This is a genomic window from Ensifer adhaerens (assembly GCF_002007205.1).
GTDB lineage: Bacteria > Pseudomonadota > Alphaproteobacteria > Rhizobiales > Rhizobiaceae > Ensifer > Ensifer adhaerens_D.
Map to the genome: position 1 here is coordinate 270,278 of NZ_LAZS01000001.1, position 24,989 is coordinate 295,266.

Annotated in this window: 19 protein-coding genes; 16 read left to right on the plus strand and 3 right to left on the minus strand. The window is 62.7% G+C overall.

Going from position 1 to position 24,989, the window contains the following annotated elements:
- The first annotated feature begins 292 nt into the window (after positions 1-292).
- From tolQ to XB14_RS01295, 14 genes are all read left to right on the plus strand, one after another.
- Positions 293-1,015 carry a protein TolQ gene (gene tolQ / locus XB14_RS01230; RefSeq protein WP_077959801.1) on the plus strand — a complete coding sequence of 241 codons (723 nt, stop codon included), beginning with the start codon at positions 293-295 and terminating at the stop codon, positions 1,013-1,015.
- Positions 1,016-1,042: 27 nt separating this feature from the next.
- Positions 1,043-1,495 (plus strand): protein TolR, encoded by a 453-nt coding sequence (tolR, locus tag XB14_RS01235; protein WP_077959802.1) that lies wholly within the window; start codon positions 1,043-1,045, stop codon positions 1,493-1,495.
- Positions 1,496-1,504: 9 nt separating this feature from the next.
- A complete protein-coding gene (locus XB14_RS01240) occupies positions 1,505-2,584 on the plus strand; it encodes a hypothetical protein (RefSeq protein ID WP_077959803.1) in 1,080 nt (359 codons plus the stop codon).
- Between the two features lie 106 nt (positions 2,585-2,690).
- Positions 2,691-3,977 carry a Tol-Pal system beta propeller repeat protein TolB gene (gene tolB / locus XB14_RS01245; protein ID WP_234803931.1) on the plus strand — a complete coding sequence of 429 codons (1,287 nt, stop codon included), beginning with the start codon at positions 2,691-2,693 and terminating at the stop codon, positions 3,975-3,977.
- 182 nt (positions 3,978-4,159) lie between these two features.
- On the plus strand, positions 4,160-4,693 hold the full coding sequence (gene pal / locus XB14_RS01250) for a peptidoglycan-associated lipoprotein Pal (protein WP_034806256.1): 534 nt from the start codon (positions 4,160-4,162) through the stop codon (positions 4,691-4,693).
- Positions 4,694-4,957: 264 nt separating this feature from the next.
- Complete coding sequence (gene ybgF, locus XB14_RS01255) at positions 4,958-5,989, plus strand: tol-pal system protein YbgF (protein ID WP_077959805.1); 1,032 nt, start codon at positions 4,958-4,960, stop codon at positions 5,987-5,989.
- Positions 5,990-6,053: 64 nt separating this feature from the next.
- Complete coding sequence (gene tilS / locus XB14_RS01260) at positions 6,054-7,319, plus strand: tRNA lysidine(34) synthetase TilS (protein ID WP_077959897.1); 1,266 nt, start codon at positions 6,054-6,056, stop codon at positions 7,317-7,319.
- Between the two features lie 100 nt (positions 7,320-7,419).
- The gene (gene ftsH / locus XB14_RS01265) at positions 7,420-9,363 is read left to right on the plus strand and encodes an ATP-dependent zinc metalloprotease FtsH (RefSeq protein WP_077959806.1); all 1,944 of its coding nucleotides are present in this window, start codon (positions 7,420-7,422) and stop codon (positions 9,361-9,363) included.
- Between the two features lie 316 nt (positions 9,364-9,679).
- Positions 9,680-11,032 carry a phosphoglucosamine mutase gene (gene glmM / locus XB14_RS01270; protein WP_077959807.1) on the plus strand — a complete coding sequence of 451 codons (1,353 nt, stop codon included), beginning with the start codon at positions 9,680-9,682 and terminating at the stop codon, positions 11,030-11,032.
- Between the two features lie 375 nt (positions 11,033-11,407).
- Positions 11,408-12,232 carry an outer membrane protein gene (locus XB14_RS01275; protein ID WP_077959808.1) on the plus strand — a complete coding sequence of 275 codons (825 nt, stop codon included), beginning with the start codon at positions 11,408-11,410 and terminating at the stop codon, positions 12,230-12,232.
- Between the two features lie 188 nt (positions 12,233-12,420).
- On the plus strand, positions 12,421-13,254 hold the full coding sequence (locus tag XB14_RS01280; protein ID WP_077959898.1) for an outer membrane protein: 834 nt from the start codon (positions 12,421-12,423) through the stop codon (positions 13,252-13,254).
- Between the two features lie 252 nt (positions 13,255-13,506).
- Positions 13,507-14,685 carry a phosphoserine transaminase gene (locus tag XB14_RS01285; protein ID WP_077959809.1) on the plus strand — a complete coding sequence of 393 codons (1,179 nt, stop codon included), beginning with the start codon at positions 13,507-13,509 and terminating at the stop codon, positions 14,683-14,685.
- Between the two features lie 132 nt (positions 14,686-14,817).
- Positions 14,818-16,413 carry a phosphoglycerate dehydrogenase gene (gene serA, locus XB14_RS01290; RefSeq protein ID WP_034806426.1) on the plus strand — a complete coding sequence of 532 codons (1,596 nt, stop codon included), beginning with the start codon at positions 14,818-14,820 and terminating at the stop codon, positions 16,411-16,413.
- A gap of 113 nt (positions 16,414-16,526) precedes the next feature.
- The gene (locus XB14_RS01295; protein WP_077959810.1) at positions 16,527-17,033 is read left to right on the plus strand and encodes a GNAT family N-acetyltransferase; all 507 of its coding nucleotides are present in this window, start codon (positions 16,527-16,529) and stop codon (positions 17,031-17,033) included.
- 43 nt (positions 17,034-17,076) lie between these two features.
- Here the strand turns inward: XB14_RS01295 and XB14_RS01300 are convergent, their stop codons facing one another.
- Together XB14_RS01300 and XB14_RS01305 are read right to left on the minus strand one after the other, a co-directional pair.
- Positions 17,077-18,891: a methyl-accepting chemotaxis protein gene (locus tag XB14_RS01300; protein ID WP_077959811.1), complete on the minus strand. Its 1,815-nt coding sequence runs from the start codon at positions 18,889-18,891 to the stop codon at positions 17,077-17,079.
- A 126-nt stretch (positions 18,892-19,017) separates the two neighbouring features.
- Positions 19,018-19,899 carry a DMT family transporter gene (locus tag XB14_RS01305; protein WP_077959812.1) on the minus strand — a complete coding sequence of 294 codons (882 nt, stop codon included), beginning with the start codon at positions 19,897-19,899 and terminating at the stop codon, positions 19,018-19,020.
- Positions 19,900-20,104: 205 nt separating this feature from the next.
- Here XB14_RS01305 and XB14_RS01310 point away from each other — a divergent pair, with 205 nt between their 5' ends.
- Positions 20,105-21,403, plus strand: a complete 1,299-nt coding sequence (locus tag XB14_RS01310; RefSeq protein WP_077959813.1) for an adenylosuccinate synthase — start codon at positions 20,105-20,107, stop codon at positions 21,401-21,403.
- A 63-nt stretch (positions 21,404-21,466) separates the two neighbouring features.
- Positions 21,467-23,770: a hypothetical protein gene (locus XB14_RS01315; protein ID WP_077959814.1), complete on the plus strand. Its 2,304-nt coding sequence runs from the start codon at positions 21,467-21,469 to the stop codon at positions 23,768-23,770.
- Positions 23,771-23,878: 108 nt separating this feature from the next.
- Here the strand turns inward: XB14_RS01315 and rpoH are convergent, their stop codons facing one another.
- Positions 23,879-24,784: an RNA polymerase sigma factor RpoH gene (gene rpoH / locus XB14_RS01320; RefSeq protein WP_077959815.1), complete on the minus strand. Its 906-nt coding sequence runs from the start codon at positions 24,782-24,784 to the stop codon at positions 23,879-23,881.
- Positions 24,785-24,989 lie beyond the last annotated feature (205 nt).

A 24,989-nucleotide genomic window follows, 5' to 3' on the forward strand; every position in this document is an offset into this window, starting at 1 on the left:
CTTAGGAACGTACTCGGCCAACCTAAGTTCCCGCGCCGGGCGATGCTGCAAAGACACACTGCAGTAACGGTCTCTTAACCATAATGGTGTCTTAATCATCGCATCAGGATTTGTGCGGTGCACGTCATCCTTTGACCAAAATTGACGGCAAGAAGGCAACCTAAAGCTAATTAAGGTCGCGATGGTGCGATCTGCGGCGGTGCCGGGCACTCTTGCAAACAGGACGTTTGGGCTACCCGGTCACGAGCATGAACCGCTCTTGCCGGGTGTTTGGATTCGGGGACTGAAGACGATGGAACAGGTTGGATTGGCCGCGGCGACGCACGATGTGAGCCTTTGGTCGCTATTCATGCAAGCGGGCTTCGTCGTGAAGCTGGTCATGCTGGGGCTGGTCGCAGCCTCCGTCTGGACCTGGGCGATCGTCGTCGACAAGACGCTGAACTACGGTCGCGTTCGTCGCCAGCTCGACAGCTTCGAGCAGGTGTTCTGGTCCGGCCAATCGCTGGAAGAACTCTACCGGACGCTTGCCGACCGGCAGACCGCCGGCATGGGGGCGATTTTCGTGTCGGCCATGCGCGAATGGAAGAAGAGCTTCGAGCGCGGCGCCCGTTCGCCGATCGGCCTGCAGATGCGTATCGACCGCGCCATGGACGTAACGCTCGCCCGTGAATCGGAATCGCTAGAAGCCCGCCTCGGCTCGCTCGCGACCATCGGTTCGGCTGCTCCGTTCATCGGTCTTTTCGGTACGGTCGTCGGTATCATGACCTCGTTCCAGGCGATCGCCGGCTCGAAATCGACCAACCTTGCGGTCGTGGCGCCCGGTATTGCCGAGGCGCTGCTTGCCACCGCGATCGGTCTGCTTGCCGCTATCCCGGCCGTTATCGCCTACAACAAGTTCTCGGCCGATGCCGGCAAGCTCTCGGCCCGCATGGAAGCGTTTGCCGACGAGTTCTCCGCCATCCTGTCGCGCCAGATCGACGAGAAGCTGCAGAGCCCGCGTCAGGCCGCGCAGTAATCGCCAGAAAGTACGGAGACCACGCTGATGGGTATGTCGGTTGGCGGAGCCAAGGGTTCGGGCGGCGGACGTCGTCGCCGCGGCGGCAAGAAAGCCATGATGAGCGAGATCAACGTCACGCCGTTCGTCGACGTCATGCTCGTGCTCCTGATCATCTTCATGGTGGCAGCACCGATGATGACGGTCGGCGTGCCGATCGACCTGCCGGAGACGCAGGCAAAGGCGCTCAATTCCGATACGCAGCCGATCACCGTTTCGGTCAACCCGGCTGGCGAGATCTACCTGCAGGAGACGCCGATCGCGATCGATGAGGTCGTGCCGAAGCTCGAGGCGATCGCCACCACCGGCTACAACGAACGCATCTATGTGCGCGGCGACACCAATGCCGACTACGGCACGGTCATGAAGGTCATGGCCCGCATCTCGGCCGCCGGTTTCAAGAACCTCGGCCTCGTCACGCTGCAAGAACAGGAAAAGTGATCGTCCACGATGAAGGGCAGTCTCGCTACATCTGCTGTCCTCCACGCCATGGTCTTGACCTGGGCGCTGGTGTCGCTTGGCAGCCCGGCTGACTTCCAGGTCGCCGACGTCGAGGCTTTGCCTGTCGACATCGTTCCCTATTCGGAAATGACCCAGGTTCAGCAGGGCGACAAGAAAGCCCCGAAGAAGGAGACGTCGTCGCCGGTTCCGACCAAGCGGCCGGAGACGAACCAGCCGGCCGAAAATGTCGGCGACAACGACACCGACCTGAAGACGCCGCCGACGCCGAACGCCAAGCCGTCGAAGAGCGAAGCCACGGCGTCGCCTGAAAAGAACGAAAAGCCCGAACCGACGCCCGATCCGGTCGAGCAGGAAATCAAGAAGGTCGAAGAGACGAAGCCCGCTTCCGAGCCTGCGACCGAAGTCGCTGCCCTGCCGGAACCGAAGCAGGAAGTGAAGCCGGAGACGAAGCCGGAGCCGGCGCCCGCCGAAGAAAAGCCGGCGGAGAACCCGGAAGCCGAAGCGCTGCCTGAGAAGGTGCCGACGCCGGCTGCAAAGCCGAAGGTCGAAAAGCCGGCCCAGAGCGCAAAGACGCCTGAGCGCAAGAACGAGGCAACGCCGAAGGAACAGAAGAAGGCGGCCTCCACCGAGGAAAGCAAGTTCAACGCCGACGAGATTGCCGCGCTGCTCAACCGGCAGGATCCGTCCGCCGGTGGTGCCAAGCGCTCGACGCAAGAAGCGGCTCTCGGCGGCAAGAAGACCATTGGCGTGGGCCTCAGCGCCAACGAGATCGACGGCGTGAAGGGCCAGATTCAGGGCAACTGGTCGCTGACACCGGGCCTGACCGGCGTCGAGGAAGTCCGTGTCACGGTCCGCGTGCAGCTCGATCCGTCGGGCAACATCGTCGGCACGCCCGAAGTGACCGCAACCGGTGGCCCCGAAGGTACGCGTCGCGCCGTTGAAAGCAGCACCTTGCGTGCGATCCGTCGCTCGGCCCCGCTACAGAACCTGCCGCCTGAAAAATATGAGGGCGATAAAGGATGGAATACCCTCGTGCTGAACTTCGATCCCTCGGAATTCGCACTCTAGAGCTGCCGGGATTGGAACCCATGCCGGATAGCAAACCAACCCTGCAAACCCTTCGTAAGAAGCTGAAAGGCTTGTCTCTATGATCAAGGTCTCTCTTATCCGCGCCATGATGGTGGCCGCGGGCATGTTAGTCGCCGTCGTGGCGGCGGTGACGCCGGCGAATGCTGAAGTTGAAATCAACATCAACAAGGGCAACGTCGAACCGCTGCCGATTGCTGTCACCGATTTCCTTCAGGGCGAACTCGGCCAGAAAATCTCCGACGTGGTCGCAGCCGACCTCAAGCGTTCGGGTCTGTTCGCGCCGATCAACAAGGGTGCCTTCATCGAGAAGATCAGCAACCCGGACGCGACGCCGCGCTTTGAGGACTGGAAGGTCATCAACGCACAGGCGATCGTCACCGGCCGCGTGACGCAGGAAGGTGACGGCAGGCTGAAGGCGGAGTTCCGCCTGTGGGATACGTTCGGCGGCTCGCAGATGACCGGCCAGCAGTTCTTCACCCAGCCGGAAAACTGGCGCCGCGTCGCCCATATCATCGCCGATGCCATTTATGAGCGCATCACCGGCGAGAAGGGCTACTTCGACACCCGCATCGTCTATGTCGCCGAAAGCGGCCCGAAGACGGCGCGCAAGCGTCAGCTCGCCATCATGGACCAGGACGGCTTCAATGCCCGGGCGCTCACCAACTCCAACGACATCGTTCTGACGCCGCGCTTCTCGCCGAACCGTCAGGAAGTCACCTACATGTCGTTCGAGAACCAGCAGCCGCGCGTCTACCTGCTGCAGCTGGAAACCGGACAGCGCGAAGTCGTCGGCAACTTCCCCGGCATGACCTTCTCGCCGCGCTTCTCGCCGGATGGCCAGCGCGTGATCATGAGCCTGCAGCAGGACGGCAACGCCAACATCTACACCATGGATCTGCGCTCGCGCACGACAACGCGTCTCACCAACACCGCTGCGATCGATACCGCGCCGTCCTATTCGCCCGACGGCAGCCAGATCGCCTTTGAAAGCGACCGCGGCGGTCGCCAGCAGATCTACGTCATGGGTGCGGATGGCTCCGGCCAGCGCCGCATCTCCTTCGGCGACGGCTCCTATTCGACCCCGGTCTGGTCTCCGCGCGGCGATCTGATCGCCTTCACCAAGCAGTCGGGCGGCAAGTTCTCGATCGGCGTGATGAAGACCGATGGTTCGAGCGAGCGCATCCTGACGACGGGCTTCCACAACGAAGGCCCGACCTGGGCACCGAACGGCCGCGTCCTGATGTTCTTCCGCCAGGGCGCCGGCTCCGGCGGACCGCAGCTCTATTCGATCGATCTCTCCGGCTACAACGAGCAGCTGATCCAGACGAAGGGCTTCGCATCCGACCCGGCCTGGTCGCCGCTGCTCGAATAGCGTGACCCGATTTGCGGCGGGGATTGTGGCAGCTGCGCCGCTTTCTCGCCGCAAAGTGCTGGTCTAGCAGGGCCCGGGCCGAAATTATTGATTTGTTAACCATAACTGTTGAAAAGCGATTAACCGCTTCCGGTTACAGTCTGGCAACCGTGAATTCAGACACTTCTCAAGGAGACCGGCGTATGAGCCGAATTGACACCCCGGCCGCAGGCCGCATGCAGACCATCGCTCGCAACCCGGTCATGATCGCCCTGGTCATGACGCTTGCTCTGGCTGGCTGTGCATCGAAGAAGAACCTGCCGGGCAGTGCTGGCGAACTTGGTCTCGGCGGCGCCGGTTCCGCAACGCCGGGCTCGCAGCAGGACTTCACCGTCAATGTCGGCGACCGTATCTTCTTCGATACCGACTCCACGTCGATCCGCGCCGACGCGCAGCAGACGCTCGCCCGTCAGGCCCAGTGGCTCGCCAAGTATCCGAATTACGCGATCACCATCGAAGGCCATGCCGACGAACGCGGTACGCGCGAATACAACCTGGCGCTCGGTGCTCGCCGTGCGGCCTCCACCCGCGACTACCTGATCAGCCAGGGCGTTCCGTCGAACCGCATGAAGACGATCTCCTACGGCAAGGAAAAGCCGGTCGCCGTCTGCGACGACATCTCGTGCTGGTCGCAGAACCGCCGCGCCGTTACCGTCCTCGGTGGCGCCGGCATGTAATGATGCCGCGGCCGCGCGTCTCGCCTGGCCGGTCATCAAGGCGTGATCCCGCAAGACACTTCGTGTTCCGGAGATCACAGATCGCTAAAATTAAAAGGGCGGCCCTCGGCCGCCCTTTGCTTTTTTACCACACTTTGGCCGAACTCCGTTGCTTTTTCAGGGTAATTGGAAAACTGTGCGGCAATCACCCAGTTGACTCGGCGAGATGTATTGCGGGCCCCGGCTCAAGGGTGGGACAACCGGTATTCGAACAGGACAAATGAAATGAAGAAATTTGTCGTGGCGGGCCTGATCGGTCTTGCGACCCTTGCGGGTCTCGGCCAGACGGCGAACGCCATGCCTCTTTCAGGGCTGCTGGCCCGAACGACTGAAGCCAACACGACAGCGCAGCAGCAGAAGCTGCCTGTGGTGAAGGTGCAGTCGGCCGAAACCGCACGGATTGGCCAGCTTGAAGAACAGATCCGCTCGCTCAACGGGCGTATCGAGGAAATGAGCTTCCAGCTTCTGCAGATGCAGGAGCAGATCCGGAAGTTCCAGGAGGACAACGAGTTCCGCTTCCAGGATCTGGAAAGCGGCAAGGCCTCCCCGAAGAAGAGCGGCGCTCTGCAGACGCCGAAAACCAGCGATCAGGCGTCCGTCACCCCGGGGGTGACGGATAGCCAGACCATGGCGCCGGCAGGCGGCGGCAACGACATGGCATCGTCGGGCGTTTCGCCCGGAGCAGGCCAGGCCGGCAATGGCGCGGCTCCGCCATCGACACTCGGACAGATCGTATTCGACGAGAACGGCAATCCGGTCGCAGCGACGACGGACGGGCGCCCGGGCGCAAACGCCACGCTTCCCGGCGTCGATTCCGGCGCACCTGCTGATGGCGGCTTGAACAGCAATCCCGGCAGCCAGACGGCATCGCTCGACAACCCCGGCGATCTCTACCAGTCGGCCTACGGTCATGTTCTCTCCGGCGACTACAGCACCGCCGAACAGGAATTCGGTGACTACCTGGCGGCGTTTCCCAATGGCGACAAGGCAGCCGATGCCAGCTTCTGGCTGGGCGAAGCGCAATATTCGCAAGGCAAGTTCAGCGACGCTGCCAAGACCTTCCTGAACGCGCATCAGGCCCACGGCAAGTCGCCGAAGGCACCGGAAATGCTGTTGAAGCTCGGCATGTCGCTGGGCGCGCTCGACAATAAGGAAACTGCCTGCGCAACGCTGCGCGAGGTCAACAAGCGCTATCCCAAGGCCTCGCCTGCGGTGAAGGCGAAGGTGACGAGCGAGCAGAGCCGCTTTGGCTGCTGAGGCTCAAACGCCGACGGCCGTTGTCGAAACGGCAAACCGATTTCTCGCCTCCTTTCTTCGTCCGATGCGCATCCTCGTCGCCATCTCCGGCGGGAGCGATTCCAAGGGTCTTCTTCTCGCCCTTCATGAGGCGATCGAGGCAAGCGAACCCCACAGATTTTCCCTGGCCGCGTGCACGGTCGATCACGCTCTGAGACCGGAATCGGCTGAGGAAGCGCACGGTGTTGCCGCGTTCTGCGCAAGCATGGGCGTTCCGCACCTCATCATGCGATGGGATGGCCCCAAACCCCTGACAGGCATCCAGGCGGCGGCGCGCGAGGCGCGCTATCGGTTGCTGGCCGATGCCGCCGGGAGGCTCGAAGCCGGCTGCATCGTCACCGGGCACACCGGCGACGATCAGCGCGAAACGATCCTGATGCGGATGCAAAGGGCGCAAGGGCCGGGCGCCTCCGGCATGGCGAGCGCCACCCTTTACGATCGCCGGTTCTGGGTGCTGCGGCCGTTCCTCGACCTCGATCGGGCGTCGATCCGCGCCTTTCTTGCGACGCGCAGCGTGACCTGGTTCGATGATCCGAGCAACGCGAACCCGACCTTCGAGCGGGTGCGCGCCCGGGCTCGACTGGAGCAATCGCCGCAGGCGCAAGAGGGCGCGTGGGATGCCGGCACCAGAGCCCGATCATCCGCAAGAGCCGCCGCGCTCATCGCCGGGCACGTCCGCGTGCATGCGGGCCTGGTGACGGAGATCCCGCTTGCTCTGGCCGAGCACCGCGACGATGTCGACTGGCAGCGGGCGCTGCTCGCGCTCGTGGCCGTCACCGGCGGCCGCGCGCATATCCCCGCCGCCGACACGGTGAAGCGGGTAACGGCGTTTCTGCATGAGACAACACCCGGCCGGTTGACCGCCGGAAGATGTGTGTTCGATCGGCGCTCGAGCGGGCTCTACCTCTATCGCGAGGCGCGGGGCCTGGCGACCTTGAGGCTTGCGGGTGGCGAGACCGGTCTGTGGGACGGCCGCTTCCGCGTGCACAATGGCGGAAATGCTCCGGTTTCCGTGGTGGCGGAAGGTGGGCGCGGGTCACAACAGCAGAGACTTATTGCCGCAGGCCTGCCACCGGGCGTTGCCGGCCGTGCATCGCTTGCAGCGCCGCGGATCCTGCCGGAGGACGGCGAAAGTGTCGCATCCGTCATGATCGAGCCGCGGATCGGGCTCTACGACACCTTTTTGCCGGGATTCGACCGGATCATGGCCGATCGGATCGCCGGATTGTTCGGACGAGCGCATTATCCTCTGCCGCCGGTTCACGATCTATTGACAGAAATGGAACGGTAGCCGGCGGTTTGCCTTGGCAATACGTCACCAGAACCCTATGTTAGGGAGCAAGACAGCGGCTCGCGAAATGCGCGGGTCGTGACAGGTTCCGGGGAGTTCGATGAACCCTAATTTTCGTAATCTTGCCCTTTGGGCAATCATAGCGCTTCTGCTGATCGCGCTGTTCAGCATGTTCCAACAGCCGACGGAGCGCACCGGCTCGCGCGAGATTCCGTTCTCGCAGTTCCTCAAGGACGTGGATGCGAGCCGCGTCAAGGAAGTCGTGATCACCGGCTCGAAAGTGATCGGCAGCTATTCCGAAAGCGGCGCAACCTTCCAGACCTACGCGCCTTCAGTCGATACGGCGCTCACCGAGCGCCTCGAGGCCAAGGACGTGACGGTCACGGTTCGCCCGGAAACCGACGGTTCGTCCGGCTTCCTGAGCTATATCGGAACGCTTCTGCCGATGCTTCTGATCCTCGGTGTCTGGCTGTTCTTCATGCGCCAGATGCAGGGTGGCTCGCGTGGCGCCATGGGCTTTGGCAAGTCCAAGGCCAAGCTGCTCACCGAAGCGCATGGCCGCGTCACCTTTGACGACGTCGCCGGCGTCGACGAAGCCAAGCAGGATCTGGAAGAAATCGTGGAATTCCTGCGCGACCCGCAGAAGTTCCAGCGCCTTGGCGGCCGCATTCCGCGCGGCGTGCTGCTCGTCGGCCCCCCCGGTACCGGTAAGACGCTGCTTGCCCGCTCCGTTGCCGGCGAAGCCAACGTTCCGTTCTTCACGATCTCCGGTTCCGACTTCGTCGAAATGTTCGTCGGCGTCGGCGCCAGCCGTGTGCGCGACATGTTCGAGCAGGCGAAGAAGAATGCGCCCTGCATCATCTTCATCGACGAAATCGACGCCGTCGGCCGTCATCGTGGCGCCGGTCTCGGCGGCGGCAACGACGAGCGCGAACAGACGCTCAACCAGTTGCTGGTCGAGATGGACGGCTTTGAAGCCAATGAAGGCATCATCCTGATCGCGGCGACCAACCGTCCCGACGTTCTCGATCCGGCGCTTCTGCGTCCGGGCCGCTTCGACCGCCAGGTCGTCGTGCCGAACCCGGATATCAACGGCCGCGAACGCATCCTCAAGGTGCATGTGCGCAACGTGCCGCTGGCGCCGAACGTCGACCTCAAGGTGCTCGCCCGCGGTACGCCCGGCTTCTCCGGTGCCGACCTCATGAACCTTGTCAACGAGGCCGCCCTGATGGCCGCCCGCCGCAACAAGCGTCTTGTCACCATGCTCGAGTTCGAGGATGCCAAGGACAAGATCATGATGGGTGCTGAGCGTCGTTCGTCGGCGATGACCGAGGCCGAGAAGAAGCTGACCGCCTATCACGAAGCCGGTCATGCCATCCTCGCGCTCAACGTTCCCTCGGCCGACCCGCTGCACAAGGCGACGATCATCCCGCGCGGTCGCGCGCTCGGCATGGTCATGCAGTTGCCGGAAGGCGACCGCTATTCGATGAGCTACAAGTGGATGGTCTCGCGCCTTGCCATCATGATGGGCGGCCGCGTCGCCGAAGAGTTGACCTTCGGCAAGGAGAACATCACCTCGGGCGCATCCTCGGATATCGAGCAGGCCACCAAGCTTGCCCGCGCGATGGTCACGCAATGGGGCTTCTCCGACCAGCTCGGCCAGGTTTCCTATGGCGAGAACCAGCAGGAAGTCTTCCTCGGCCACTCCGTTGCCCAGCAGAAGAACGTGTCGGAAGCGACCGCCCAGAAGATCGACAACGAAATCCGTCGTCTGATCGATGAGGCCTACGAGACCGCGCGCAAGATCCTGACCGAGAAGAACCACGAGTTCGTGGCGCTTGCCGAAGGCCTGCTGGAATACGAAACGCTGACCGGCGAGGAGATCAAGGCGCTCATCCGCGGCGAGAAGCCGGCGCGGGATCTCGGCGACGACACGCCGCCGCATCGTGGCTCGGCCGTTCCCTCGGCCGGTGCCAAGAAGGAAGGCTCGGCCGGCAACAAGGGCGAAGAATCCGAAGGCGGATTCGAGCCGCAGCCGCAATAACCGACACCTGTCGGCTATGTATTGGAGCCGCCGTTCCTTGAGTGGAGCGGCGGCTTTTCGTTGGCGGTTCGGCGTCTGGCATTTGGTAACGGGATGTAATGATTTCTGATGCTAGGCTCGCTGCCGTTTGCTGCGCTTTTGTGTCAAAGAAGATTCATGTGTTTGCGATCGCATGCCATGATCCGGCACGACGATCCGAGGCGTACGGCAACCGCCGATATGAAATGAGGTCCGGTCAATGAAACCCAGTCGCGCACCCCGCAGACAGGCGAAGCTGGCAAAGCCAGCGCTGACCCGGCAGAACGATGGAGCTCTTATGAAGCGCAAGTATTTCGGCACCGACGGTATTCGCGGCCAGTCCAACATGTTTCCGATGACGCCGGATCTGGCGATGCGGGTCGGCATCGCCGTCGGTACGATCTTTCGCAACGGCGCCCATCGCCACCGGGTGGTGATCGGCAAGGATACGCGCCTGTCCGGCTACATGCTCGAGAACGCGATGGTGGCGGGCTTCACCGCCGCCGGTCTCGACGTCTTCCTGCTCGGCCCGATCCCGACGCCGGGTGTGGCCATGCTCACCCGCTCGCTGCGCGCCGATATCGGCGTGATGATTTCGGCCTCGCACAATCCCTTCCAGGACAACGGCATCAAGCTTTTCGGTCCCGACGGCTACAAGCTCTCCGACGACATCGAGCAGAAGATCGAGGCGCTGCTCGACCAGGATCTCTCAGGCCAGCTGGCAAAGTCGGAAGACATCGGCCGGGCGAAGCGCGTCGATGGCGACATCTATCGCTACCTGGAACATGCAAAGCGTACCCTGCCGCGTGACGTTACCCTTCAGGGTCTCAGGATCGCCATCGACTGTGCCAATGGTGCCGCCTACAAGGTCGCGCCGACCGCACTTTGGGAACTGGGCGCTGAAGTCGTTAGTATCGGAACCGAACCGAACGGCCTCAACATCAATCTCGACTGCGGCTCCACCCACCCGGCGGCACTATCGAAGAAAGTCCATGAAGTGCGTGCCGATATCGGTATCGCGCTCGACGGCGACGCCGACCGCGTGCTGATCGTCGACGAGAACGGCACCGTCATCGATGGTGATCAGCTGATGGCCGTGATTGCCGATAGCTGGGCCGAGGATGGCATGCTGCGCGGCGGTGCGGTTGCCGCCACCGTCATGTCCAATCTCGGGCTCGAGCGCTACCTGAAGGGCCGCGGCATCGATCTGCGCCGCACCAAGGTCGGCGACCGCTACGTCGTCGAGCAGATGCGTCAGGATGGCCTGAATGTCGGCGGCGAGCAGTCCGGCCATATCGTGCTGTCTGATTTCGGCACGACCGGCGACGGCCTCGTAGCCGCACTGCAGATCCTTGCGGTGATCAAGCGTCAGGGCAGGGCGGTGAGCGAGGTCTGCCACCGTTTCGAGCCCGTGCCGCAGGTCTTGAAGAATGTTCGTGTTTCGGCCGGCAAGCCGCTTGAGGACGCAACCGTGCGCCAGGCGATCGCCGATGCGGAATCGGAACTTGCCAAGTCCGGCCGGCTGCTGATCCGCCCCTCCGGCACCGAGCCGCTCATCCGCGTCATGGCGGAAGGCGACGATCGTGGCCAGGTCGAGCGCATCGTCGACGAACTGGTCAATGTCATAGGCAGTGTTCGCAACGCGGCTTAAGCGTCAAACCTTTGACTTCCCTCCAGGGCCGGTGCGTTGCGCCGGCCTCTTTTTTGTCGGGATGGCGCGTCAGCCATGCGCCGTGTCGGAGACTTTTTCCCGCGCGGGCGCGCCGCTTGCCGAGCATGTGCTTCCAGCCATGCGCAACCTAGCGCTTTGTCTTGCCAAACTATTTAGGTGTGTCTTACGGATGCTCCGTTGCCGTCAGTAACGTCGCACGACAACTACAAGAATAGACCCGATGTTTAACAATCTCGGTAAACGATTGTAGTTAATCGGAACTTAACCTTTGCTCCTCATTATCCATAACCAATAACGGGATTTGGGCACCGGTTTCATGGTGAGCCAAGCAACGAGAATGTATTGGAGTGGGCCATGAAGCGAATTTTGAGTGGCGTTGTTGCTATCTTGCTCAGCGGCACGGCAGCTTATGCTGCAGATGTCTATCAACCGCCAATGGAGCCGGTGCCGGAACAGCCGATCGAAGTCATCCAGACCAGCGGCTGGTATCTGCGCGGCGATGTCGGCTATGCCTGGAACAACCTGCGCGGCGCGAACTACTACCAAGGGGGGCCTGGCGGCTCCATCACCAGTTTCGAAACGGCCGATATCGATGATTCCTGGGTCGCCGGCGTTGGTGTCGGTTACCAGTTCAACAACTATCTGCGCGCCGACATCACGGCCGACTACTGGGGCGGCGCCGACTTCACTGGCTCGACTTTGGGCAACTGCGGCAGCGTGGTCGGTCCTTGCCGGTCGCGTGACGTCACCTCCGTTTCCGCCTGGAGCCTGATGGCCAATGCCTATGTCGACATCGGCACCTACGGCGCCTTCACGCCTTACGTCGGTGCCGGTATCGGTGCCACCCACGTCAAGTGGGACAAGCTGCGCAACACCAGCTGCAGCATCGCCGATCCCAGCCAATGCGACCCGACGACCGGTCATGACGGTGAGAGCAAGTGGCGCTTCACCTACGCGCTGATGGCCGGTACAGCCATCGACCTCACCTGCAATCTCAAGGCCGACGTCGGCTACCGCTTCCGCCAGGTCGACGATGGCGACATGTTCGGCTACGCCAACGGTGGCGGTCCGGGCTCCGATGAAGGCTTCTACATCCACGAGGCACGCGCCGGTTTGCGCTACTCGTTCGGCAGTGTCTGCGAAGTGCCCTACGAGCCGGAGCCGATCGTCTACAAGTGATCGACCAGACCAGATGATACAAAAGGCCACCTTCGGGTGGCCTTTTTCGTTGCCGCCATTCTTTGCTTGTTTCCTAACAGGCATGGTTAACCGGGGGTTAACCAGTCGCTGCCAATAGTTAACGCTGAACGAAGCGGTGACGGCAGTGCGCCATCCCGCACCGATAGCAGTGGTGAAAGGGCATGGGCATGGATTGGCGAAACGGGTTCTGCGGGGCCGCTTTTGGTGCCGGTCTGCTCCTTTCCGGCGCGGCATTCGCTGCCGATGAGGATCTCCTGAATGCGCCGGAGATCACCATCGAAAAAGAATCGGCTGGCGCGAGTGCGATCTATCTGCGCGGCGATATCGGCTATGCGCCTTGGCGTAGCGAAGGCGATCCCTATTACCGGACCTTCGACGCGGGCACGTCGACCTACGACAGCACCACCTTCGACAACTCCCGTTTCGACAAGCCGTTCTCGGGTTCGCTCGGCGTCGGCTACCAGTTTACCGACACCTTCCGCGCTGACCTGACGGCGGAGTATTTCGAGAGCCGGTTCAACGGCTCGTCCTCATCGGCAATCCCGTGCGCGGGGCAGGGGGCGGGCACCTCCTGCGCGTTTTTGACCGGGGCCGACTATTCCGCTCTCGGCCTGATGGCGAACGCCTATGTCGACTTCGGCACGCTCGCCGGCTTTACCCCCTATGTCGGCGCCGGTCTCGGCGCGACGCGTCTCAATTGGGATGCCGCGGTTGAAAGGGCGACCTGCGTTGCCGGTGGCGGCGCCTGCGCCGGAGCGGCCGGCTTCACCTCCTACGAGGGGCGCGACAGCTGGCGCTTCACCTATGCGCTGATGGCCGGCGTTTCCTACGATCTCAGCGATCAGCTGAAGCTCGATGTCGGCTACCGCTACTCCCATATCGCCGATGGCGAGATGTTCGGCTTCGGCACTGAGGCGCTTGCGGGCGCACGTGGCGGCAAGGGCTTTGACGATGGTCTTTCCCGTCACGAAATCCGAGCGGGCCTGCGCTTCTCGTTCTAGCGCCATCGGCCGCGGGAAAGTCGAGCAGGTTCGCTGCGTTCTTTCCCCAAGTGATTCAACCTGTTGCCCACATGAAGGCGTTGTCTGGCAACAATCGTTCGGCGGTGGCCGCCTGTCTTTTCATATGTTGCCCGCTACGCCATTAATTTTGTCGATTGCGACAAAGCGCTTGACTTCCGATCCCGCCGCCAATATCGACAACGGCGGGACACCCTTCCCCAACGAAGGGCTATCTATCTGGAAGGATAGCACATGGCAAAGCCTGCACAGCCGGACCTCCGTCCGAGCAATACCCATTTCTCTTCTGGCCCTTGCTCGAAGCGCCCCGGTTGGACGCTCGACGCTCTCTCCGATGCTCCGCTCGGTCGTTCGCACCGCGCCAAGATCGGCAAGACGAAGCTGAAGCAGGCCATCGATCTTACCCGTGACATTCTTGAAGTGCCGGCCGACTACCGTATCGGTATCGTGCCCGCTTCCGACACCGGCGCCGTCGAAATGGCGCTCTGGTCGCTGCTCGGTCCGCGCGGCGTCGACATGGTCGCCTGGGAAAGCTTTGGCGCCGGCTGGGTGACCGACGTGGTCAAGCAGCTGAAGCTCGCCGACGTACGCAAGTTCGAAGCCGGTTACGGCGAACTTCCCGACCTTTCGAAGGTCGATTTCGACCGCGACGTGGTCTTCACCTGGAACGGCACGACCTCGGGCGTGCGTGTGCCCAACGGCGACTTCATCCCGGCTGACCGCAAGGGCCTGACGATCTGCGATGCGACCTCTGCCGCGTTTGCGCAGAACCTCGATTTCGCCAAGCTCGACGTCGTCACTTTCTCCTGGCAGAAGGTTCTTGGCGGCGAGGGCGCCCATGGCGTCATCATCCTGTCGCCGCGCGCCGTCGAACGGCTGCTGACCTACGTGCCGGCCTGGCCGCTGCCGAAGATCTTCCGCATGACCTCGGGCGGAAAGCTGATTGAAGGCATCTTTACCGGCGAAACCATCAACACGCCGTCGATGCTTTGCGTCGAAGATTACATCGATGCGCTGCTTTGGGCACAGCAGGTCGGCGGGCTCAAGGGCCTGATGGCCCGGGCTGATGCCAATGCGCAGGCAATCTTCGATTTCGTCGCCGCCAACGATTGGATCGCAAACCTGGCGGTCAAGGACGAGACCCGCTCCAACACCTCGGTCTGCTTGAAGATCGTCGACAAGGACGTGCTGACGCTGGACGCTGACGGACAGGCGGCCTTTGCCAAGGGCGTGGTTGCGCTCCTCGAAAAGGAAGGCGTCGCCTTCGACATCGGCCATTACCGCGATGCCCCGTCCGGTCTTCGCATCTGGGCCGGCGCCACGATCGAGGCCGCCGACATGAAGGCGCTGATGCCATGGCTGACCTGGGCTTTCGAGACCCAGAAGGCAACGCTGGCACAGGCCGCGGCCTGATCGGACAATGGGTGAGGACAATGAACTTCGCCCGCATCTCACACTGATTTGAGTGATCCGCTTCGCTCCCGATGGGAGCGAGGCCTGGCTACCCGCATTCCCATTCAGACCTGATCTTTAAGGAGGCCTCCCATGGCACCTCGTGTTCTCGTATCCGACGAACTGTCGGAAACCGCCGTCCAGATCTTCCGCGACCGCGGCGTCGAAGTCGATTTCCAGCCGAAGCTCGGCAAGGACAAGGACAAGCTCGCCGAAATCATCGGTAACTATGACGGTCTTGCCATCCGTTCCGCCACCAAGGCGACGGAAAAGCTGATTGCCGCTGCGACCAACCTCAAGGTCATCGGCCGCGCCGGCATCGGCGTCGACAATGTCGACATCCCGGCCGCTTCGCGCCGCGGTATCATCGTGATGAACACGCCCTTCGGCAACTCGATCACGACCGCCGAACACGCGATTGCGCTGCTCTTTGCCGTTGCCCGCCAGCTTCCGGCCGCCGACACCTCGACGCAGGCCGGCAAGTGGGAGAAGTCCCGCTTCATGGGTGTCGAAATCACCGGCAAGACGCTCGGCGTCATCGGCGCCGGCAACATCGGCTCTATCGTCTGCTCGCGCGCCATCGGCCTGAAGATGCATGTGCTTGCCTACGACCCGTTCCTCTCCAAGGAGCGCGCCGAGGAAATGGGCGTCACCAAGGTCGAACTCGACGAACTGCTCGCCCAGGCTGACTTCATCACCCTGCACGTGCCGCTGACCGACAAGACCCGCAACATCCTGAGCGCCGAAGCGCTTGCCAAGGCCAAGCCGGGCGTGCGCATCGTCAACTGCGCCCGTGGTGGTCTCGTCGACGAGAAGGCGCTTGCCGAAGCGATCAAGTCGGGCCATGTCGCCGGCGCCGGTTTCGACGTTTTCGAGGTCGAACCCGCAACCGAAAGCCCGCTTTTCGGCCTGCCGAACGTCGTCTGCACGCCGCATCTCGGCGCTTCGACCACGGAAGCCCAGGAGAACGTCGCGCTGCAGGTGGCCGAACAGATGTCGGACTATCTGGTCAAGGGTGCGGTCTCCAACGCCATCAACATGCCGTCGATCACCGCTGAGGAAGCGCCGATCCTCAAGCCGTTCATCCGGCTTGCCGACGTTCTCGGCGCCTTCGTCGGTCAGGTGACCGAAAGCGCGATCAAGGAAATCGAGATCCTCTATGACGGCTCGACCGCCGGCATGAACACCAAGGCGCTGACGAGTGCCGTGCTTGCCGGTCTGATCCGGCCGCAGGTCGCCGACGTCAACATGGTTTCGGCGCCGGTCATGATCAAGGAAAAGGGCATCATCCTGTCCGAGGTCAAGCGTGACAAGACCGGCGTCTTCGACGGCTACATCAAGCTGACGGTGAAAACGGCGAACCAGACGCGGTCGGTTGCCGGCACGGTGTTCTCGGACGGCAAGCCGCGTTTCATCCAGATCAAGGGCATCAACCTCGATGCGGATGTCGGCAACCACATGGTCTACATCACCAACACCGACGTTCCCGGCATGATCGGCTTCATCGGCATGACGCTCGGCGATGCGGGCGTCAACATCGCGAACTTCCAGCTCGGCCGCGAGAAGGAAGCCGGCGACGCGATCGCGCTGCTCTACGTCGATGGCGCTGTTTCCGAGGCCGTGCTTGACAAGCTGCGTGCCAATCCGGCAATTCGCCAGGCAAAGCCGCTGGTCTTCAACATCGATTGATGCCAGCCACAGCAAGGGGCAGCACGGTCTGCCACTTTGCCGACCCACTCACATCGAGGACGCACCGGCCGACCGCCGGTGCGTTTTCCCGTTTCGAACGCATATGACGAGAAATGAACGAAATGACATTCCGCTGGCGTGAGGCAAGCCTGCCCGACCTCGCATCCGTATCGGAGATCCAGCTCGCGGTTCACCAGGCCTTTCCCGAGGATGACGCCGTGCTCGCCGACCGCATCGCGCTCAGCCCTGCCGGTTGTTTCATGCTGGACTCAAAGGGCCTGTCGCGCGGCTATGTGTTGAGCCACCCCTGGCTTCGCGGTGCGCCGCCGTCGCTGAACAGCCTGCTTGGCGAAATTCCTGAGGCTGCCGATACCTGGTACATCCATGACCTCGCCCTTCTGCCCGAAATGCGTGGCTCCGGGGCAGGGGGCGGCGTGTTGCCGATGCTTGCCGATGTTGCACGGACGGAAGGGTTCCGGTCGATGTCGCTCGTTTCCGTCAACGGATCCCGCCGCTTCTGGGAGCGACAGGGCTTCGAGGTTCGCATGGACGAACGGCTGGTGCAGAAGCTTTCAAGTTATGGCGATGATGCGCTCTATATGGAGCGGCATCTCGTCTGAATGAAAATGGCGCCGATTAGCGCCATTTTCGTCTCGGGATGGATCAAGCTGCGCGCTGCGCAGCGGACCGCCACACCTTCTCCTCGACGGTAAACTGGGCGAGCCGACCGGATAGCACGTTGCTTTCGCCGGCGAGCGCCTGGCTTGCGGCGGAGGTCTGCTCGACCATGGCGGCGTTCTGCTGGGTCATCTGGTCCATCTGGTTGACGGCGGTGTTGATCTCCCGCAGCCCGACCGACTGTTCGCGGGCGGCTGTCGCAATGGCGACGATGCGGTCGTTGATCTCGTTGACCCGCCGCTCTATGTCGCCGAGCGCCGAGCCGGTCGCCTCGACCAGACGCACGCCGGCCGAAACCTCGACACCCGACGCGGTAATGAGCCCCTTGATCTCCTTGGCCGCCGTTGCCGAACGCTGCGCCAGTTCCCGCACCTCCTGCGCGACGACGGCAAAGCCCTTGCCGGCATCACCGGCGCGTGCCGCCTCGACGCCGGCGTTCAGCGCCAGGAGGTTCGTCTGGAAGGCGATGTCGTCGATGACGCCGATGATCTCGCCAATCTTCGAAGACGAGTTTTCGATGCGGCCCATGGCGGTGATTGCGTCGCGAACGACCTCGCTCGAGGTGGCCGCACCCTTGCGGGCCTCGGCGACCATGCGGGTCGCCTCCTCGGCGCGGTTGGTGGAGTTCTGAACCGCTGAGGTGATCTCGTCGAGGGCGGCTGCGGTTTCTTCGAGCGACGCTGCCTGCTGCTCGGTGCGCTGCGACAGGTCGTTGGCTGCCCTGCTGATCTCATTGGCATTGCCGGTGACAACTGAGGTGGAATCGGCGATCGCGCTCACCGTCGAGCGAAGTGCGGCGACGGCGGTGTTGAAGTCCTGGCGCAGCTTTTCGTAGTCGGCGCCGAGATCGGGGACATGGGTCGTCAGGTCGCCGCTCGCGAGCCTTTCCAGGGCGCCGCCGATGGTGCTGACGACATGGGCTTGCACGCGGGCGGTCGCCTGCTGCATTTCCTCGTTGGCGCTGCGCTCGTCGTCGAGCGCCACCTGCTGTTCGCGCTGGCGAACTTCAAGCGCGTTGCGCTCGATCACCGAGGCGCGCAGCACGACGAGGGCATCGGCCATGTGGCCGATCTCGTCGCGGCGGTCGGTATCCGGAACTTCCGAACGGGTGTCGTTGTTCGATACTTCGAGCATCACGTCTTTCAGCCGGTTGATCGGCCGGCTGATCGAGCGGCCGATCGCCATGGCGGCAGCAAGCGTCGCGATCGCGGCGATCGCCGTGATGATGATCGTCATCAGCAGAGACGCATTGTACTTGGCGGCGAGATCGTCGGCATAGACACCGGTGCCGACGCCCCAACCCCAGGGCTTGAAGCCCTGAATGTAGGAGTACTTCTCGACCGGCTCCTCATGGCCGGGCTTGTCCCAATAGTAGTTGACGATGCCGCTGCCCGGGTTCTGCGCCAACGCGATGAGCTCGACGTTAAAGGCTTTGCCGTTGGTATCCTTGAGGCCGCGGACGTCGGTGCCAACAAGCTTCTTGGCGAGCGGGTGGGCGATCATCATGCCGTCGAAGCCGTTGATGAAGAAGTAGCCGTCCTGGCCGAAGCGCATCGCCATAACGGCGGAAACGGCGCGGCTCTGGGCTTCCTCGCGCGAGAGCGTGCCGTTGCGCTCCTGCTCCTCGAAGCTTGCGATCGTGGAGATCGCCGCCTCGGTGACGTTGCGCAGCATCTGCCGGCGCTCGTCATTGACTTCCGTGTTGGCAACCTGCGTCTTGTAGGCCATGGCCGCTGCCATGAAGACTAGCGCCATTGCCGTCAGCAAATAGATACGTGTCGAAATTCTAATATTTTTCACTGCCTTAGCCCCAAGGAAAAATCCTGAAGGCGACAGAAACAGTCATCTGCTAATCAAGCCTTAAGTCGCCTCCCGAGTTCTAGCGATTGCATCGCCTGAAACCTACCCGGTAGGCGCGAGATCCGCTCAGCGAGGGCGCCCCTTTTCCGCGATCGCGATGCCGCCGAGCACGAGAAGCAGGGCGACGAGATGGAAGAGGTGGAAGGTCTCACCAATCAGCATCACTGAAAGAAGCGTGCCAAAAACCGGGATGGCGTTGATGAACAGGCCGGCGCGGTTGGCGCCGATCATCTCGACGCCGCGCACATAGAGCACCTGCGACATCAGCGACGGGAAGATCGCGGCATAAAGCACGATGATCCAGCCGGTAGTATCGGGCACGATCGCCGTGCCGGTGCCGATCTCCCAGAGCAATAGGGGAATGGCGCTCAGCAGCGCGCCGAAGGCGGGCGCGGCGATGAAGCTCTGCCAGTGCATGGTCGGTTTGTAGCGCAGCGCCACGGTATAGCCCGCATAGACGATGCAGGCCCCGATCATCAGCGCGTCGCCGAAGTTGAATTCAAGCGAGAGCAGGCTCGTCACGTCGCCATGGGCGGCGGTCACCAGTACGCCAATCAGGGTGACCGTGAAGCCGATCACCTGGGCGACCGAGGCTTTCGTCCGGAACAGCGCGAAATTGAACAGGAAGATGAGCATCGGGATGCCGGCCTGGAGAATGACGGCATTGATGGCGCTGGTGTATTTCAGTGCCGAATAGAGCAGCGCGTTGAAGGTAGTAAAGCCGATCGCGCCATAGGCGAGAAGCTGCAGCCAGTGCTGGCGGATCTTGTCCCAGTCGCGCCGGATCTGCGGCGTCATCAGCGCCAGGATCACCATCAACGCGAAGACCCAGCGCAAGGTCGTCAGCATCATGGGGCTGACATGGCCGACCGCCATCTTGCCGGCGACGGAGTTGCCGCCCCAGAAGAGGGCGGTGACGCACAGATAGAAGTAGGCCCTGGAATTCACGATGCTGAGACCTGCATGGGGATGGGCGACCGGTCGTCGCCATGGCGGGAAAGCACAAGATATAGGCGCTAAATCCCGTCCTTGTCATGCAAAAAGGGCGGAACGCCGGGCAGAACGGGGTCGCTTTCCAGATGACAACACAGTATAGATGCGCGGGTTTGAGAACAGCGCAGCCTCGTTTGCGCGCCTGCACAGGAAGAGAATTATGACGAATGTCGTAGTGGTCGGCTCCCAATGGGGTGACGAAGGCAAAGGCAAGATTGTGGATTGGCTCTCCGAGCGCGCGGATATCGTCGTGCGCTTTCAGGGCGGTCACAATGCCGGCCATACCCTGGTGATCGACGGCGTCAGCTACAAGCTGTCGCTCCTGCCTTCGGGCGTTGTGCGTCCCGGCAAGCTCGCCGTCATCGGCAACGGCGTCGTCATCGATCCGCACGCGCTGATCGCCGAAATCGACAAGCTCGGCAAGCAGGGCATTGCGATTACGCCCGACAACCTGCGCATCGCCGACAATGCCACGCTCATCCTGTCGCTGCACCGCGAACTCGACGGCATCCGCGAAGACGCCGCCTCCAACAGCGGCACGAAGATCGGCACCACCCGCCGCGGCATCGGCCCGGCCTATGAAGACAAGGTCGGCCGTCGCGCCATCCGCGTCATGGATCTTGCCGACCTTGATACCCTGCCGGCCAAGGTCGATCGCCTGCTGACCCATCACAACGCACTGCGCCGTGGACTGGGTGAAGCCGAGATCAGCCACGAGGCGATCATGCAGGAGCTTTCGTCGGTCGCCGCCAAGGTGCTCCCGTTCATGGAAACCGTCTGGGTGCTGCTCGACAAGGCGCGCCGCAAGGGCGCCCGCATCCTGTTCGAAGGCGCTCAAGGCACGCTGCTCGATATCGACCACGGCACCTACCCGTTCGTCACCTCGTCGAACACGGTTGCCGGCCAGGCTGCCGCCGGCTCGGGCATGGGCCCGGGTTCGCTCGGCTATATCCTCGGCATCACCAAGGCCTATACGACGCGTGTCGGCGAAGGTCCGTTCCCGACCGAGCTTACCGATGAAATCGGCCAGTTCCTCGGTGAAAAGGGCCATGAGTTCGGCACGGTCACGGGTCGCAAGCGTCGCTGCGGCTGGTTCGATGCGGCTCTGGTGCGCCAGTCGGTCGCCGCCAACGGCATCACCGGCATCGCGCTTACCAAGCTCGACGTTCTCGATGGTCTCGACGAACTGAAGATCTGCATCGGCTATACTCTGGATGGGCAGCAGATCGACCATCTGCCGGCAAGCCAGGCGCAGCAAGCTTCGGCAAAGCCAGTGTATGTTACGCTTGAAGGATGGAAAGAATCGACGGTTGGCGCGCGCAGCTGGGCAGATCTTCCGGCGCAAGCGATCAAGTATGTCCGCCAGGTGGAAGAACTGATCGGTGCACCGGTTGCTCTTCTTTCGACCAGCCCGGAGCGGGACGACACAATACTTGTGACGGACCCCTTTGAGGACTAGTGTCGGCGAACTGACATTGCGTCGTGATCGCAAAGACATACCTGGGCGTATGAGAAAGTACTAATGGCGGACTTTGTTGCAGTTATTCGCAGGACCGTTGGCGGCCTGTCGGAAAACACACCTGAAATGCGGGACAGGGTATACGAGAAGGCGCGCGCGGCCGTGCGCCGCCAACTCGAAAACATGAACCCGCGTCCGTCGGACGACATGATCAATCGCCAGCTGGCGAAGCTCGAAAATGCGATCGCCGAGGTCGACAGCGAACATGCCGAGGCCCTGCCGGCGCTCGACGAGCCGGAGGTAGCCGAGGCGGAGACCGTCGAACCGGTTGCCTCGGACGCTGCAGTAGACGAGCCCGTTCCGGAAACGGAAACGGAAACGGAAACGGAAGCGGAACCGGAACCGGAAGCCGAGCGCGCGCCGGTTGTCGAAAGTGAGCCGGTGGCCGAAAGCGAACCGGTGCACGCCGTCGAGCAGCCGGCACCGGAAGACGAAGGCGTTGCCGAGACCTACCACCATGCCGAGGCCTATGAGGAGCCGGCGCATGCCGTCGAGCCTCATGGCGAACCGGCCGAGGAAGCCCCGGCGGAACCGGTAGAATACGAACCGGCTGTCGAGCCTGCCGAAACCGTAGCTCAGCCGCTGGACGAAACTCCCGTCGTTGCTCAGCCGCACGAAGACGCGCCAGCCTACGAAGCGCCCGAGTATTCGGAGCCGGTGGCAGAAACGCAGGATACATCGGAGCCGACCTGGGAGGAAGCGCCGGCGGCAAGCGCCGAGCAGAAGCCGGAACTCTCGGAGTGGGACCTGCCCGAATGGGAGACCGTTGGTCCGACCTCGACCGTCGCCCCGGTTACCGAACACCTCAGCGACGAGCGCGCCGCCGAGGCCCACGAACCGGATAACGCGCCCGAGCTTTTGGGGCTGCATCCGGTCGATGAACCGGAACAGCAGGCGCCTCAGGCAACGCCCAATGCGGAACCTGCGCGCGGCTGGTCGTTCGACGACAATGATCCCTTCGCACCGATCGAGGAGCGGCGGGCCGAAAAGACCTCCGAACCGGAAATCAGCGATTGGTCATGGCCGGTCGAAAAGCCTGTTCAGGCGAACGCGACGCCGGCAACGCAGGACCAACAGGAACGCACCGGCACCGCTTGGGATCATATCGACGACCTGCTCGGATTCGAGGACGCGGCCAATGCTGCCGCGGCGGGAGCCGGAGCAGCAGCCGCGGCGCGCGAGCCGGAACGGAGCGTCGAGGCTGTCGCGGCGACTGTCCCAAGACCGGCATCCTATCGGGCGACGCCGAAGCCGTCGCGCTTCAGCGTCAAGCGTCTTTCAATCGCGGCCGTCGCCCTTCTGGTGCTCGGCGGTGGCGGGTTTGCCTATTGGCAGAACCGCGAGGCCGGCAATGCCTGGATTTCCAGCGTTGTCGCATCGATAACCTCGGCCGTGTCCAGCATCGGCGGCGCGCCGGCGGAGCAAGCGACGCCGCCGCAGCCCGCTGGCGAAACCGCCACGCAGGAACCGGCCGCGCATGACGATACGGCCGTTCCGGACAATGCGTCGACCAAGTTCACGCAGCGCCTGATGGCGGACGGATCGGAGACCGACGACGGGCCGGCCAATGCAACCGGCGAGAGCGCGGCCCAGGAGGGCAAGTCCGTGGCGCCTCAGACGGAAGCGGGCAAGCCTGTCGAAACGGCGGCCGGGCAGGGCGGAACCGCCGGTCAGGCCGGGACACCGGCTGAGGGACAGCCGGCGGGCCAGCCGAACCAGACTGAAGTCGCGCTTGCCAGCGGCGAGAAGATGTTCCTCTACGAGGAACGCCTTGGTCAGTCTTCGCCCACGGCCGTCCCGGGGACCGTCGCATGGTCGGTGAAGCAGGAATCGCCCGGCGGCGACGCCAAGCCCGAGCCGGCAATTCAGGCACAGATCACCATTCCCGACCGCGGGCTCACGGCGCTGATGACGATCAAGCGCAATGCGGATCCGTCACTGCCGGCAAGTCACGTCATCGAGTTCGTTTTCTCGCTGCCGCAGAACTTCGAGGGCGGGGCCATCGACAGCGTCCAGCGTGTATCGATGAAGCGGACCGAGCAGGACCGGGGAGATGCCTTGATCGCCGTTCCAGCCAAGATCACCGACGATTTCCACATGATCGCGCTGAACGATGCGACGGATGCCATCAGCAACAACACCGAACTGCTGCGCAGCCGCAGCTGGATCGACATCCCTCTCACCTACCGCAACGGTCGCCGCGCGCTGCTGACACTTGAGAAGGGGCCGAGCGGCACGGATGCATTCAACCAGGCGATGCGCGCCTGGACAGCGACGGGAACTGCTGCCCAGAGCAACAGCCAGTAGGCTCTCATCGAGAACCGTTGATACAGAAAACCCGGCGGAAGCAACCGCCGGGTTTTTTTGACTACGCATTCCCTGAGGCAGAACCGTCGCTGATTTACTTCGATGGCCTCAGGCGCCTTCGACGACTCGCAAGGCATTGGCGCGCTCCAGCGCTGCCTTGCGCACGGCATCCTGGACCTTTTCGAAGGCGCGCACTTCGATCTGGCGAACGCGCTCGCGGCTGATGTCGAACTCGGACGACAGATCCTCGAGCGTCAACGGCTCTTCCGTCAGGCGTCGAGCCTCGAAAATGCGGCGTTCGCGATCATTGAGCACCTTCATCGCATTGGCGAGCAATGCCCTGCGGTTCTCAAGTTCGTCCTGCTCGATCAGGATTTCTTCCTGATTGTCGTGATCGTCGACCAGCCAGTCCTGCCATTGGCCGGAATCGCCTTCGCTTGCCTTGATCGGCGCGTTCAGCGAAGCGTCACCGGACAGGCGGCGGTTCATCGAGATGACCTCGTCCTCGCTCACCTTGAGCGTGGTGGCGATTTCCTTGACCTGATCGGGCTTCAGGTCGCCCTCGTCGAGCGCCTGGATCTTGCCTTTCAGGCGACGCAGGTTGAAGAACAGCCGCTTTTGGTTGGCGGTCGTGCCCATCTTGACCAGCGACCACGAGCGCAGGATGTATTCCTGGATTGCAGCCTTGATCCACCACATCGCGTATGTGGCGAGGCGGAAGCCGCGATCGGGCTCGAACTTCTTCACGGCCTGCATCAGGCCGACATTGCCTTCGGACACGACTTCGCCGATCGGCAGGCCGTAGCCGCGATAGCCCATCGCGATCTTGGCGACGAGGCGAAGGTGACTGGTGACGAGCTTATGCGCCGCTTTGCGGTCGTCATGTTCCTGGTACCGCTTGGCGAGCATGTACTCTTCCTGCGGCTCCAGCATCGGGAACTTGCGAATTTCGTCGAGGTAACGATTGAGGCCGCCTTCTCCAGCGGCAATGGTCGGCAAATTGTTTCGGGCCATATGAAGCACCCCCCTTTTTAGTCTCCGGCCTCCGATCGGCAAGCCGGGCATGTGGGTCTTCGTCAAGACCCCACGAGCGTAGAAAATAAGTACGGCGAAAGCATGATTCAAGGAGTCCGGTTCACGAGCAAGTGACGCCGGAGCGACGGAAATGTCACGAATAGAGGCCCGCCTTAGATCGGAATTCTAACGCCGGATTTCAAGG

Excerpts from the sequence above, each read along its gene's own strand:
- tolQ (WP_077959801.1), top strand. The coding sequence starts at position 293 with ATGGAACAGGTTGGATTGGCCGCGGCGACGCACGATGTGAGCCTTTGG.
- tolR (WP_077959802.1), top strand. The coding sequence starts at position 1,043 with ATGGGTATGTCGGTTGGCGGAGCCAAGGGTTCGGGCGGCGGACGTCGT.
- XB14_RS01240 (WP_077959803.1), top strand. The coding sequence starts at position 1,505 with ATGAAGGGCAGTCTCGCTACATCTGCTGTCCTCCACGCCATGGTCTTG.
- tolB (WP_234803931.1), top strand. The coding sequence starts at position 2,691 with ATGATGGTGGCCGCGGGCATGTTAGTCGCCGTCGTGGCGGCGGTGACG.
- pal (WP_034806256.1), top strand. The coding sequence starts at position 4,160 with ATGAGCCGAATTGACACCCCGGCCGCAGGCCGCATGCAGACCATCGCT.
- ybgF (WP_077959805.1), top strand. The coding sequence starts at position 4,958 with ATGAAGAAATTTGTCGTGGCGGGCCTGATCGGTCTTGCGACCCTTGCG.
- tilS (WP_077959897.1), top strand. The coding sequence starts at position 6,054 with ATGCGCATCCTCGTCGCCATCTCCGGCGGGAGCGATTCCAAGGGTCTT.
- ftsH (WP_077959806.1), top strand. The coding sequence starts at position 7,420 with ATGAACCCTAATTTTCGTAATCTTGCCCTTTGGGCAATCATAGCGCTT.
- glmM (WP_077959807.1), top strand. The coding sequence starts at position 9,680 with ATGAAGCGCAAGTATTTCGGCACCGACGGTATTCGCGGCCAGTCCAAC.
- XB14_RS01275 (WP_077959808.1), top strand. The coding sequence starts at position 11,408 with ATGAAGCGAATTTTGAGTGGCGTTGTTGCTATCTTGCTCAGCGGCACG.
- XB14_RS01280 (WP_077959898.1), top strand. The coding sequence starts at position 12,421 with ATGGATTGGCGAAACGGGTTCTGCGGGGCCGCTTTTGGTGCCGGTCTG.
- XB14_RS01285 (WP_077959809.1), top strand. The coding sequence starts at position 13,507 with ATGGCAAAGCCTGCACAGCCGGACCTCCGTCCGAGCAATACCCATTTC.
- serA (WP_034806426.1), top strand. The coding sequence starts at position 14,818 with ATGGCACCTCGTGTTCTCGTATCCGACGAACTGTCGGAAACCGCCGTC.
- XB14_RS01295 (WP_077959810.1), top strand. The coding sequence starts at position 16,527 with ATGAACGAAATGACATTCCGCTGGCGTGAGGCAAGCCTGCCCGACCTC.
- XB14_RS01310 (WP_077959813.1), top strand. The coding sequence starts at position 20,105 with ATGACGAATGTCGTAGTGGTCGGCTCCCAATGGGGTGACGAAGGCAAA.
- XB14_RS01315 (WP_077959814.1), top strand. The coding sequence starts at position 21,467 with ATGGCGGACTTTGTTGCAGTTATTCGCAGGACCGTTGGCGGCCTGTCG.
- rpoH (WP_077959815.1), bottom strand. The coding sequence starts at position 24,784 with ATGGCCCGAAACAATTTGCCGACCATTGCCGCTGGAGAAGGCGGCCTC.